At 65.2% G+C, this 12,792-nt stretch carries 11 protein-coding genes and 1 pseudogene; 6 read left to right on the top strand and 6 right to left on the bottom strand.

Translation table 11 applies throughout. From position 1 onward, the window contains the following. Window positions 1-996: 996 nt before the first annotated feature. Window positions 997-1,938: pseudogene (locus GOALK_RS06250) on the bottom strand (sulfate/molybdate ABC transporter ATP-binding protein); the annotation flags it as partial. A gap of 209 nt (window positions 1,939-2,147) precedes the next feature. Here GOALK_RS06250 and GOALK_RS06255 point away from each other — a divergent pair. The 3 genes from GOALK_RS06255 to GOALK_RS06265 all read left to right on the top strand — a co-directional run bounded on the left by GOALK_RS06255 (window position 2,148) and on the right by GOALK_RS06265 (window position 4,436). Then, a complete protein-coding gene (locus tag GOALK_RS06255) occupies window positions 2,148-2,543 on the top strand; it encodes a hypothetical protein (RefSeq protein WP_006357957.1) in 396 nt (131 codons plus the stop codon). Window positions 2,544-2,549: 6 nt separating this feature from the next. Further along, complete coding sequence (locus GOALK_RS06260) at window positions 2,550-3,725, top strand: hypothetical protein (protein WP_006357958.1); 1,176 nt, start codon at window positions 2,550-2,552, stop codon at window positions 3,723-3,725. 189 nt (window positions 3,726-3,914) lie between these two features. Beyond that, window positions 3,915-4,436 carry a hypothetical protein gene (locus GOALK_RS06265; RefSeq protein ID WP_006357959.1) on the top strand — a complete coding sequence of 174 codons (522 nt, stop codon included), beginning with the start codon at window positions 3,915-3,917 and terminating at the stop codon, window positions 4,434-4,436. A 215-nt stretch (window positions 4,437-4,651) separates the two neighbouring features. Here GOALK_RS06265 and GOALK_RS06270 read toward each other — a convergent pair whose 3' ends face one another. Genes GOALK_RS06270 through GOALK_RS06285 form a run of 4 tightly spaced genes read right to left on the bottom strand, consistent with a single transcriptional unit; the run spans window position 4,652 to window position 7,705 of the window. Then, window positions 4,652-5,746: a sulfate/molybdate ABC transporter ATP-binding protein gene (locus GOALK_RS06270; RefSeq protein WP_006357960.1), complete on the bottom strand. Its 1,095-nt coding sequence runs from the start codon at window positions 5,744-5,746 to the stop codon at window positions 4,652-4,654. Next, window positions 5,743-6,564, bottom strand: a complete 822-nt coding sequence (locus GOALK_RS06275) for an ABC transporter permease (RefSeq protein WP_085948631.1) — start codon at window positions 6,562-6,564, stop codon at window positions 5,743-5,745. Before GOALK_RS06275 ends, GOALK_RS06270 begins: the two co-directional genes overlap by 4 nt. A gap of 2 nt (window positions 6,565-6,566) precedes the next feature. Continuing rightward, window positions 6,567-7,307 (bottom strand): molybdate ABC transporter substrate-binding protein, encoded by a 741-nt coding sequence (gene modA, locus GOALK_RS06280; protein ID WP_035753721.1) that lies wholly within the window; start codon window positions 7,305-7,307, stop codon window positions 6,567-6,569. After that, the gene (locus tag GOALK_RS06285; protein WP_006357963.1) at window positions 7,304-7,705 is read right to left on the bottom strand and encodes a TOBE domain-containing protein; all 402 of its coding nucleotides are present in this window, start codon (window positions 7,703-7,705) and stop codon (window positions 7,304-7,306) included. The genes modA and GOALK_RS06285 overlap by 4 nt, the downstream gene beginning before the upstream one ends. Before the next feature lie 284 nt (window positions 7,706-7,989). On the opposite strand from GOALK_RS06285, the gene GOALK_RS06290 reads away from it, so the two are divergent. Both GOALK_RS06290 and GOALK_RS06295 read left to right on the top strand, forming a co-directional pair. Next, entirely contained in the window at window positions 7,990-9,006 is a 1,017-nt protein-coding gene (locus GOALK_RS06290; RefSeq protein WP_006357964.1) for an ATP-binding cassette domain-containing protein, read from the top strand. Beyond that, on the top strand, window positions 9,006-9,851 hold the full coding sequence (locus GOALK_RS06295; protein ID WP_006357965.1) for an ABC transporter permease: 846 nt from the start codon (window positions 9,006-9,008) through the stop codon (window positions 9,849-9,851). The genes GOALK_RS06290 and GOALK_RS06295 overlap by 1 nt, the downstream gene beginning before the upstream one ends. 35 nt (window positions 9,852-9,886) lie before the next feature. On the opposite strand, the gene GOALK_RS06300 is transcribed toward GOALK_RS06295, so the two are convergent. Further along, window positions 9,887-11,050, bottom strand: a complete 1,164-nt coding sequence (locus GOALK_RS06300; protein WP_006357966.1) for an ROK family transcriptional regulator — start codon at window positions 11,048-11,050, stop codon at window positions 9,887-9,889. 669 nt (window positions 11,051-11,719) lie between these two features. Between GOALK_RS06300 and GOALK_RS06305 the strand changes: the two genes are divergently transcribed. Continuing rightward, a complete protein-coding gene (locus GOALK_RS06305) occupies window positions 11,720-12,781 on the top strand; it encodes a sigma-70 family RNA polymerase sigma factor (RefSeq protein ID WP_006357967.1) in 1,062 nt (353 codons plus the stop codon). Window positions 12,782-12,792 lie beyond the last annotated feature (11 nt).

A 12,792-nucleotide genomic window follows, 5' to 3' on the forward strand; every position in this document is an offset into this window, starting at 1 on the left:
AGTATGGCCGCACGGACAGCGCTTCCAGCGGTTCTTGATCGACTCGCCGTAGTATCCGCGCCCCGAGTTCATACCGGCAGTTACCTGGGTTCAGAGCCACGACAGTCGGCTGAAAGAGATTGGCTGACAGATGAAAGAGCATCGAAGCAGTAGGCATCGAGATCCACATCCCCTGCGCCGCCGGCGACCTGCCTCAGACATCAGATCCGAAGCCATTGCTGGCGCCGGCGACTACCTGAAGATCTGCATGGAGTGTCTGCCTTCGTCAGCCACTCTGTTGCTCGGCTTCTTATGTGGCGTTTCGATATGAGGATGGGCGCGAAATGATCGACAATGATCAAACGAATTGGCCTCGCCACCTACCTATAGTCATATGTGGGTGGGATGGGACGTCTTCGCCGTTCGGCGAACTGGCCGGAAACGTCAAGGATTCGACTGCTGGCATATCGGTAGTGGCGGCCACTGCCGACGAGCACTGGGACGTAGTGCCGGATCGAGCCTAGGCAAGATGGTGAAGGATTGGTTTGACTAGTGCGCAATCGCGAATCGGGAAGACATCGGGACAACGGTCCCGCCAAACTCCGACAATCGTTGGCCGAGAGTTATTCCCACTCGTCTACTGTTGTGAAGACACATTTGATGAACAAACTTGTCGTCGCCCCTTCAGGGGTTACATTCTTCCTCGGTCTTCTTCTAGGGATCAACGCATGGGGTTAGACAGGAAAGATCACTGACCGAAGATGATTGCTGCGCTTGAGTACGCGCTCGTGAAGGTCGGACGTGTCGCGACACTCGTTGCTACGACTCCTGACTAGGATTTCCTCGGTCCACCCGCTTTGTACGACTTGGGCGGCCGAGGTCGCGCATGGCGCTAGCGCGAGCCGGTGCTCTGTCGATCCGAAGGGCCCCGCCCCCGTTCGCTGCAAACATCGCCCTTCAAACTTCAGATTCGGCACCGGCGACGCCATGCTGAGTCCGTGACCTACAGTCTGCAAGTCACCGCTCGGCGACCGCACTGATGCGTACCTCGCTCGCCTTGACCACGAGCACGACGTCGAGCCCGGCGACCAACCCCAGATCGGCAACAGCCGCCCAGGTGACCTCGGCGGACACGACCTGCCCCCCGACGTCGGTGTTGACGACCGCGTGGTCACCGCGGGGCACCACGTCACGGACGGTCGCCCGCAGAGTTGTTCTCGGACTGCCGTGCGGCGCTTCGAGATACACGGCGACAGCACGAGGTGAGAACGTCGCCGCGGTCGGCGTTCCTGCACCTAGACCACCAACGGGCACGTCCTCCCCGACCGACCCGACCACCTGACTACCTGACTCGTCGACGACCGTCGAGTCCTCACCGATCTGCCCCATGAACAGATTCAACCCCGACAGCGATGCGGTGAACCTCGACCCCGGGTTGGTCAGAACCTGTCTTGTAGAGCCGGATTCGACGACCCTCCCCTGTTCCAGCACGACGATGTCCTCCGCAAGCCCGAGGGCGTCGACCGGGTCATGGGTGACCATGATCGTGGTGCGGCCGTGATCGGCGAGCAGACCCCGCAACAGGGCCCGCAATCGACTCCCCACATCGACATCCAGCGCACGAAACGGCTCATCCAACAGCAGTACCCGTGGTTCGGCGGCCATCGCCCGAGCGATGGCGACCCGCTGTGCCTGACCACCGGACAGCTCGTCGGGCTTCCGGTCCGCCAACTCCTCGACCTCGACGGCCGCCAGCCACCGCGTCACCCTCTCCGCCACCGCGGCACGCGTCAACCGCTGCGCCGACGGCGCGAAAGCCACGTTCTCCGCAACCGTCAGATGAGGAAAGAGCCGCGCATCCTGCGATAGCAGCGCCACACCCCGACGATGCGGCGGCACGAACACCCGATCGTCACGAAACACCTCATCGCCCAAACTGATACGCGATCCCCGGTCCCCCCCGCATCAGCCCCGCGAAGCTCATCGCGACGGGCCATTCAACGACTGACCGGCAGACTTCAGCTCGACCGGCAGACTTCGATCGAGGTCTGTGTGTCGAGTTGAGGTTCGCCGGTCGCCTGTGGACAGAGATCCGAAGGCCGCGACCTCCCGAACTATGGTGGCGACCGCACATCTATCGTGGTTTGCGACATCAAAGGGGGGGATTTGTGTCGGACTTGGTTGTTGACCCATCAGCGCTCGACACCGCGGCGACGCACGTCTCGAACTGCGCGTCGCGACTGATGGCGCTCGAGCTGTCCTCGTATGCGGGCCTGGAGGGGACGTCTTCGACGTTCGCCGAACTGGCCGGCACCTTCAAGGGTGCGACCGCTGACATGTCGGTAGTGGCGGCCACTGCCGACGAGCGCATCGCCACCTCCCTTGCCAACCTGTCCGGTGCAGTGGCTGCGTTCTCGGAACTGGTGGTCGACGCCAAGGAAACCACCGTCGCGACGGACGGTCACAGCGCCGGCCGCATCCGGGACGCAGTACCTTATCCCACTCGTCAAGGGGACCAGAAGAACCATGTCGTCCCGCTCAGTGTCCTGTTGTCGGTGCAGTAGAGACTCATGCCTCCGAGTTATGACGAAGTGGCCTCATGGGAGCCCGAGGTCATGGCACAGATAGCGTTCGGCATCGTTCGCCTGCAGGCCCATCTGGAGGTCGAGGCACCGAAGGCGGGCAATCCGGTCCTGAATCTGACGTCCGGGCAATGGCACGGGGAGGCGCGCGGCGCTGCCGACACCCGGGCCGAGGGCGTCACTCGATGGATCCGGAACACCGCCGACGAATACGGCGACCTCGCAGAGGTCCTGCAGACCGGCGCCGCCAACATTCGCAGCGCGATAACCGCATTGGAAAGCCGGACCGCACTCGCCGACAGCAGAGGCTACATCCTCGACCGCGGAAGCCGTGGGTACGCGATCAACTTCGATCCCGCCCGTGCGCCGGATGGTGCCGAGTACGACGCCCGCGAAGCGTTCGAGCACCAGTCCGCGCTGTCAGGCCTCGCCACTGCTGCTGATGACACGGTGACTGCGACGCGGGACGCGATCAGTCGTGCGCTCGGCGAGATCGGCGGCATCACACCCACTTCCGTTGGCAAGAACCGAGGAGCCGTCGACGCCGCGCTCGCAGAAAGCGATGCCAAAGCGGTACGCGATGGCACGGCCACGCCTGAACAACTCGGCCGATTCACACGAATGATGGATGTCACGCCGGAGCAGTTGGCCGAGTTGAAGAAAGGCAACCATGCCGGCATGGATCCCTCACGGGCCAGGTACATCTTGAACGCGATGGGTTATGGCGACATCGATCTGAAGAGTGCTGCCGCGACGGCGGCGTTCGGCGCGATTGAGCGCCGAGGCCAGGACATCGGGTGGGTCTTCGACCAAAAGCAGCGATACGCTGGGACACGTCATTCTCGCTCAGTGTCCGGATTGACCCCCGAAGAAGTGTCTCGGAATTACAAGCTAGGGCGAGCACTGTTCCGTGGTTCCCAGGTCCTCAGCGTTGCTGTCACCGGATGGGACGAGTTCAGCAAGTACCGAGACGGGGACCAAAGCCTCGGCGACGCCGTGGCAGTCACCGCAGGATCTGCGGCTGGGGGTGCGATCGGCGGCGCTGCCGCAGGGGCAGTCGTCGGAACGTTCTTCGGGCCAGTTGGGACCGCGATCGGGGCGGGCATCGGCGCTGCCATCGGCAGTATGGCCGGCGCTGACAGCGTTCAAGCAATTATGGATTGATAGGACGGGGAAACCAGATGAACAGACGTCGTACTGACAGGCCGAGGCACAGTTCGAACCGCCTTCCCCTCGACAACGGAGTCGCCGTAACCGATTGGCTGAAGAATGCCTTGGTTTGCGCTCCCACAGGGGTTGCATTCATCGCCGGGCTTTTCTTTGGCGATTTCCTCGCCTCGTAGGTGTCGAGAAGTGATCTCTGCGATCGAGTACGCAATCGTCAACTATGGCGCTACGGCCAAGCTGCACGCTGTGACAGCCGAACTCGAATTCATACCTTCAGTTTTCTGGTACGACATGGATCCAGAAGCCGCGCATCAGGCTTCCGCAAGTCGGGTACTACTCCGCGCCGAGGAGCCGACACCCCCTTTCGTCGCGAACGTCGTGCTCCAGTACTTCAGTTTCGGCGAGGTCCCGCCCATTCCCCTCGGAAGCCTTGACACGACACTGGACTTCACGCCTCTCGATGGCGCTGAGATACTTGGGCACCAAGTACTCGACGACGGGTACCGTTGTGTTGACGATGCGGAGTACACGTCTGGCGGAATCGATCTACGGGTCCGGCGGACTCAATTGTCTTACCAGATGGCTGACTTCGGATCTGCGCTGGCCATCTACACGGCAACGACGACTGTCGCAGCGTGGGGCGACGTAGAACGAGAAATCATCGAGATGGAAGAGCAATGGCAAACCAGAACGACCCGAATCAATTGAACGCAGAAGACAATCGGTGGACAAAGCCGAGTACCTACTTCACTGGCGTGGTCTCGATGTTGCTCACCTATCCAGCACTGGCCTTCCTTGCCGGCCTCATGTTGGCGTACTTCACCGCGTAGTCGGTAAGACCTCCTGTCAGCCCGCATCCGGCAGACGTCAACTCGACTTCCAGACTTCGATCGAAGTCGCGTAGTCGAGTTGAGGTTCGGCAGTCACCGCTCGGCAACCGCACTGATGCGTACCTCGCTCGCCTTGACCACGAGCACGACGTCGAGCCCGGCGACCAACCCCAGATCGGCAACAGCCGCCCAGGTGACCTCGGCGGACACGACCTGATCGCCGACGTCGGTGTTCACCACCGCATGATCACCGCGGGGCACCACGTCGCGGACGATGGCGCGCAGCGTTGTTCGCGGGCTACCGTGCGGCTCTTCGAGATACACGGCGACGGCACGAGGTGAGAACGTCGCCGCGGCCGGCGTTCCTGCACCTAGACCACCAACGGGCACGTCCTCCCCGACCGACCCGACCACCTGACTACCTGACTCCTCGACGACCGTCGAGTCCTCACCGATCTGCCCCATGAACAGATTCAGCCCCGACAGCGATGCGGTGAACCTCGCCCCCGGGTTGGTCAGAACCTGTCTTGTAGAGCCGGATTCGACGACCTCCCCCTGTTCCAGCACGACGATGTCCTCCGCAAGCCCGAGGGCGTCGACCGGGTCATGGGTGACCATGATCGTGGTGCGGCCGTGATCGGCGAGCAGACCGCGCAACAGGGCCCGCAATCGACTCGCCACATCGACATCCAGCGCACGAAACGGCTCATCCAACAGCAGTACCCGTGGTTCGGCGGCCATCGCCCGAGCGATGGCGACCCGCTGTGCCTGACCACCGGACAGCTCGTCGGGCTTCCGGTCCGCCAACTCCTCGACCTCGACGGCCGCCAGCCACCGCGTCACCCTCTCCGCCACCGCGGCACGCGTCAACCGCTGCGCCGACGGCGCGAAAGCCACGTTCTCCGCAACCGTCAGATGAGGAAAGAGCCGCGCATCCTGCGATAGCAGCGCCACACCCCGACGATGCGGCGGCACGAACACCCGATCGTCACGAAACACCTCATCGCCCAGACTGATACGCGATCCCCGGTCCCCCCGCAGTAGTCCCGCGATCACCCGCAGCATCGTCGACTTCCCCGCGCCATTCGGTCCGACGACGGCAGTCGTACGGCCTGCGGTGAATCGGTGTTCCACAGTCAGCGGGGGCACCGCCTGGTCGATGGACACCAACAGGTCCTCGCCACTCACAGAACACCTGCCCCGGTCCGGCGTCGTCGTCGGCTGTGCACACCCACCACGACCACCAGCGAGATCGCCACCAGGACAAGCGACAACGGGATCGCGGCCTGCGGGTCGTCGATCGCCGACACGTAGATCGCCAGCGGTGCCGTCTGGGTGACACCGGGAGCGTTGCCCGCGAAGGTGATCGTCGCCCCGAACTCGCCGAGCGCCCGCGCGAACGCCAGGACCACACCGGCGAGCAGCGACGGCGCCACCAGCGGCAGGGTGACCCTCCACAACGTGCGGGTCGGTCCGGCACCCAGAGTCGCCGCGACTTCCTCGTACCGCGTACCCACCACGCGCACAGCACCTTCGACGCTGATCACCAGGAACGGCAGCGCGACGAAGGTCTGCGCCAGCACGACGGCGGTCGTGGTGAACGCGATATCGATACCGGCGTCGTGCAGATGTTCTCCGACGATCCCGAGGCGCCCGAAGGTGTACAACAACGCGAGGCCCCCGACCACCGGGGGGAGCACGAGTGGGAGCAACACCAGTGAGCGCAGCACACGGACGAACGGGCCGTCGTGGCGCGCGAAGATCACCGCCATCGGCACTCCCATGATCAGACACAAGACGGTGCTGAGCGAGGCCGTGATCAGCGAGAGCCGCAGCGCGTCAACCGAAGACGGGGATGTCACCTGCTCGATGAAACCGCCCCACGGCGACCGGAGCAGCAAAGCCAGTGGCGGCACGACGATCAGCGCGACACCGAGTGCGGCGAAACTGTATGTCCACAGCGGCAATCCGGTGGGATCACGAGGGACGCGACCGGGACGGCGCATCGTCACGGCACCCCGAAACCGGCATCACGCAGTATCCGCCGACCGTCCTCGCCGAGCACCAGGTCCCGGAACTGCGAGGCCAGTTCGTGGTCATCGGCGTCGGCGATCACCGCGATCGGATAGTCGTTGACGACCGTCGCGAACGCCGGATCGTTCACGGTGGTCACCTGGTCACCGGCCGCACGGGCGTCGGTCACATACACGACCCCGGCGTCGGCCTGTCCGGTCGCCACCTTGGTGAGCACCGCGCTCACCGACTGCTCCTCCGACACCGCGTCGATCGTGATCCCCGTGCGGCGTACCACGGTGTCGGTGGCGGCGCCGCACGGTTGAGCCACCTGGCAGACGACGGTGGTGATGCCCGGCTTCGTCAGATCGGCCAAGGACCTGACGTTCTTCGGGTTCCCCGGAGCGGTGACGATCACCAGGGTGTTGGTGGCAAAGATCTCGGGATCGACGGCCAGTTCGCCGAGTTTCGACATGTTCCTCTGATCGGCACTCGCGAAGACGTCGGCGGGCGCGCCCTGCCGGATCTGATTGGCGAGCGTCGACGACCCGTCGAAGGACAGGCGGACGTCGACACCGTCGTGCTGTCTCTCGAACTCATCGGCGATCGCGGTGAAGGTCTTCGACAACGACGCCGCGGCGGAGACGTCGAGGACTCGCCCATCCGACCCGTTCGCCGAGCAACCCGCGACGAGCAGCATCCCGACCACCACGAGGGCGACCCCGCGCCTCGTCATCGATCGGCTCGGCTCGTCTCGACCATCACGTTGGTCGACTTCACGATCGCGGTCGCGACCGACCCCGGCTCCAGCGCCAACTCTCGCGCCGACTGCGCACTCATCAGCGAGGTCACCTCGAACGGCCCGCACTGCATCGTCACCTGCGCCATGACCCCGTCCACCTGAACCTCGGTGACCAGTCCGGTGAACCGATTGCGGGCAGAACGCACGACAGGCACCCCATCATCGGGCGCGACAGCACGCTCCCGCGCCAGCTCCGCGAGCCGGGCGCCGTCGACCGTCGCGACCGGGCCGTCGTCGGACTGTGCGAGCACCCCGGATGCGATCCACCTGCGGACGGTGTCGTCGCTGACGCCGAGCAGAGTCGCGGCATCCTTGATCCGTATCGCGGTCACGACGTTCACCCTAACCGCATCTGCGTGATAGCTCCGGCTACCCATCCGCAGATGCGGAACAACAGCGCCTCTTGACTTCAAGTGAGCTTCAAGTCTTAGCGTTTACCTCACGCCGACCGTCGGAGTTCGGGCCGTCGGACCGATGAGTTCCGTGGGGGGTCACGGTCTGTCATGTCGAGGAACACCGGAGTTCCCCGACGGCCCCTGAGATGTCCCCCATCTACACCCGGAGACACCGGAAAATCGTTCGCCCTTGTCAGACCCCATCGATACCGTGGAGAGTTATGAGCTCAGTCACAGACCCCGCCGCCGCGCCCGGCGCCCTCGCGACGCCCGACGTCGCGATCGAGGCCATCGACCTGGTGAAACGCTTCGGCGATTTCACCGCGGTCGACGGCGTCAGCTTCACGGTCCCGCGCGGGTCCGTACTCGGCCTGCTCGGTCCCAACGGCGCCGGCAAGACCACCACTGTCCGCATGATGACCACCCTGTCACCACCGACGAGCGGGACCGCCCGGATCGCCGGTTACGACGTCCTCGAACAGCCCGGCCTGGTCCGGCAGAACATGGGCCTCACCGGCCAGGCCGCGACCGTCGACGAGATCCTCACCGGTCGCGAGAACCTGCGCATGATCGGCGGCCTCTACGGCATCGGTCGCAAGACCCTGACCCGTCGCTCCGATGAACTCCTGGAGCAGTTCTCCCTCACCGAGGCCGGCAACAAACCGGTCAAGTCGTACTCCGGAGGTATGCGCCGCCGACTCGACCTCGCCGTCAGCCTCCTGGCCGCCCCGCCCGTGCTGTTCCTCGACGAGCCGACCACCGGCCTCGACCCGCGGAGCCGCTCGGAACTGTGGGATGTCCTGCGTGACCTGGTCGCCGACGGGACCACGCTCCTGCTGACGACCCAGTACCTCGAAGAGGCCGACCAGCTCGCCGACGACATCGTCGTCATCGACAAGGGCCGGATCATCGCCCACGGCACGCCGCTGCAGCTCAAGGAACAGGCCGGTTCGGCCAGCCTCGTGCTGACCGTGTCCCGGGGCGAGGATCTCCCGGCGGCCGAGGCGCTGCTGCGCAAGAACGGTGCCGAGGTCTTCGTCGACGTTCCCGCTCGTCGGCTCACCACCGCCTCCGGCGGCCTCGGAGACCTCCCCCGCGTCGCCGCCTGGTTCGACGAAAGCGGTATCGCCGTCGACGATTTCGGACTCGCGCGCCCGAGCCTCGACGACGTCTTCCTGTCCCTGACCGGCCACCGCGCCGAGGACACCACCAACACCACCGACGAGGAGATCGCCTGATGACCACCACTGCTGAGAAAGACGCGGTGGTCGCGAACACATCGCGCATCCATCCGACCACCCTCTGGCAACAGTCCTGGATCATGGTCAAACGCAACATGATCCACACCAGACGTATGCCGGAGATGCTTTCCGACGTCACGATCCAGCCGATCATGTTCGTCGTGTTGTTCGCGTACGTGTTCGGTGCGTCGATCCAGACCGACAGCGCTTCCTACAAGGAATTCCTGCTGCCGGGCATCATGGGCCAGACCATCGTGTTCACCGCGTTCATCGTGGCGTCGGGAATCACGGCCGATCTCGAGAAGGGCATCATCGACCGGTTCCGGTCGCTACCCATCCGGCGATCGTCGGTGCTGATCGGCCGGAGCATCGCGAGTGTCATGCACAGTTCCATCGGCATCGTGGTGATGTCGTTGACCGGTCTCGCGATCGGCTGGCGCATCCGCGGGTCGTTCGTCGACGCCGTTCTCGCGTACTGCCTGCTACTCCTGTTCGGCTTCGCGATGATCTGGTTCGGCATTCTCATCGGGTCATGGCTGCGAACCGTGGAAGCGGTGAACGGCTTCATGTTCTCGACGCTGTTCCCGATCACGTTCCTGTCGAACGCCTTCGTCCCGACCGACCCGATGCCCACCTGGCTGCGGACGATCGCCGAATGGAATCCGATGTCATCGCTCGTCCAGGCGTTGCGTGTGCTGTGGGGCAACGGTCCGGAGTTCGGTCCGGGTTCGGCGCTGCCGCTACAGCATCCGGTGATCTCGACCATCATCTGGGCGGTCGCGCTGACCCTGGTCTTCGCACCGTTCGCCCTACGCGCCTACAACAAGCGGACCATCGACTGAGCCGCTAGGACATCGAGGGGACTACAGCGGCCCGTTCAGGCAGTCAGAGTGATCGCCTGCAGCGGGTCGCTGTAGATCGCGTCCAGGGAGACCGCGCCGGCCGCCTGCTGCTGCACCGTGGCTCCCGAATGCGACACTCGCACATCACGCTTGGCGACGATCGAGGTCTCCCGAACCGCGCGTGCCACCGTCGGAAGGCTGGTCGGGTAGTCGGTGAACGCCTGACCGCCGAGGATGATGTGGTCCGGGTTGAAGATGTCGGCGATCAGACCGACCGTGCGGCCCAGCACCTCGGCGCGCTCTTCGAAGAGGGCGCGCGTGGTCGCGTCACCCGCACGGGCCAGGCCGTGCAGACCTTCGACGTCGGTCACCGAAAGACCCAGCGCCCGAGCGGCTTCGACGATCCCGGTGTCGCTCACCGCGGGCTCGAGTCGACCCGTGCGGTGCGGATCGAGCAGCGTGGTGGCGCCGGTCGGGAAGTGTCCGATGACCGGAGGTCCCGCGGTCGGGGTGTGGACGGTGCCGCCGACGCTGAAGGCGATGCCCAGCATCTCGCGGGCGTAGAAGTACAGGAAGCTCGACTGCTCGTCGACGGGGTTGAGGACCAGCTCGGCGGCTGCCATCGCCTCGACGTGCGAGGCGACGGACACCGGCAGGCCCACGGCCTCGGCGATCACCCGGCCGACGGGCGCACCTTCCCATCCGAGACGGGGGTGATCGACGATGCCGCCCTCGGCGACACGCCCACCGAGCGCCACGCCGACCCAGAGCACACGCTTCCCGGTCCACCGCTCGGCGAAGCGACGAGCGCTCACGCCGATCGCGGCGAGGGTCTCCTCGGGGGTGTCGGCCTCCGGTGTCGGGATCTGGATGGCACCGACCACGCGGTGGAGCAGATCGTGGGTGGTGATCGAGGTGACCTTGTATCCGATGTGGATACCGAGGGTGAGGAACTCGGCGAGGTTGACCTCGAAGGGCAGACGCGGACGACCGATGGCTCCCGACGGGGCCAGGTCGGCGCGTTCGCGGATCAGACCAGCCTTCAGCAGAGCGCTGACCTGGCGGTTGACCGTCGAGATACTCAGACCGGTGCGCTCGGCGGCATCATCGCGGAAGAGGGGGCCGGCCAAGCGAGCGGCCCGGAGGACGAGCGCGGCCGGCTTGTTCGAGAGCTCGAGGCGCGGCGTCGAGACGTGCACCCGCTGATCCCCCTTCTTCACGCCGCGTCGGTCCGCGGTCGATCCCGGGAGCCGGGGCGACGGCACCGACGAAGGTACGGATGACAACGGTACGGGTTGCCGGTTGACCTGCGGTCCGCGGCGCACCGGCCGCGATGCAGGTCGCCGGGTCAGCGGAGTGGGCGCGGTACGCAGGGTACGGCCGGAGATCTCAGGAAGAATTGCAGTCATGATCGTCCTCGTCGAAAACCCCGCGCTCAGAGGGCGGGGCAGGGTGGCTGAAGTGCTCGGAAAAGAGACTTGGAGCGACACCCCGGACGAGGCGTCGGCTCAGCGCATTCGACGACAACAACAGAGAACGCGAGCGAGCGGCAGACGGCAGCCCAGAGCGGTGGTCACATAGGTGACCTCCGACAGGTTGCGGTCGACACTCGTCATGTCGATCAAGTTAGCAACGCCGACGCCGCGGCGGCAAGCCCGTTCCTCCAGGTGACGGAGTTTTCGATACCCACGCGACTACGCGTTCACCGGCGAGTTCAGGCCCGTCCGCGACGTCGTACCCGGGTTGCACCCTCTGTGGTTCCACACCGACACCCTGCGGCTACCCGACCTGCGGCCCATCGCCGAGCGGACCGAGGTCGGTTGTTCCACCGAGTCGAGTGTGTCGGTGATCGACGGTAAATTGTGAGCATGACCACAACCGCGGGCGAGTCCGTCTCCGACGCCGAGTTCCTCGAGATCGCCGAACCGTTCCGTCGCGAGATCATCGCCCACTGCTACCGCATGATGGGCTCCCACCACGACGCGGAGGACCTCGCCCAGGAGACCTTCCTGCGCGCATGGCGCGGCTATGCCAAGTTCGACCACCGTTCCTCGGTGCGGACCTGGCTGCACAAGATCGCGACCAACACCTGCCTCACCGCGCTGCAGAGTTCTCAGCGTCGCCCACTTCCGTCCGGGCTCGGGGGCGACGCCTTCGATCCCACCGACGACCTGCTCCAGAACCATGAGGTGCCATGGCTGGAGCCGTACGCCGGCACCGTCGACGAGATCACCCCCGGTGACGCCGCCGACCCCGCCTTCGTCGTCGGCGCACGGGAATCGGTCCGGCTGGCGTTCATCGCCGCCCTCCAGCACATACCGGAACGACAACGCGCGGTGCTGATCCTGCGTGACGTGCTGCAGTGGCGGGCGGCCGAGGTCGCCGACACCATCGGCGTCACCACCGCGACCGTCAACAGTCTCCTGCAGCGCGCCCGCGAGCAGCTCAAGACCGCACGACCCCAGGCGGAGTCGGCGAGTGCGGACTCGTCGGTCCTCGACGACGACGCCAAACGGGAGCTGCTCGCCCGGTACGTGTCGGCCTTCGAGCGCTACGACGTCGATGCGATCGCCGAGATGTTCACCGACAAGGCCATCTGGGAGATGCCGCCATTCACCGGTTGGTACCAGGGCCCGGAGGCCATCGGAACCCTCATCCGCAAGAACTGCCCCGCGGAGAAGGCCGGCGACCAGATCCTGCTGCCCACGGTCGCCAACGGACAGCCCGCGTTCGGTCTGTACATGCGCGAACCCGACGGCGTCCATCGGCCGTTCCAGCTCCAGGTCCTCGACATCGATGCGCAGGCGAAGAAGGTCGGTTACGTGGTGGCGTTCTTCAGCGACACCATGGAAGAGGATTTCGCCAGGTTCGGGCTACCCGCCACTCCGTACGACGCACCCGCACGAACTGCGCCGAGCCCCTGGCACTGACGTCGACGCCG

Source organism: Gordonia alkanivorans NBRC 16433 (assembly GCF_000225505.1).
In the GTDB taxonomy this organism is placed as follows: domain Bacteria; phylum Actinomycetota; class Actinomycetes; order Mycobacteriales; family Mycobacteriaceae; genus Gordonia; species Gordonia alkanivorans.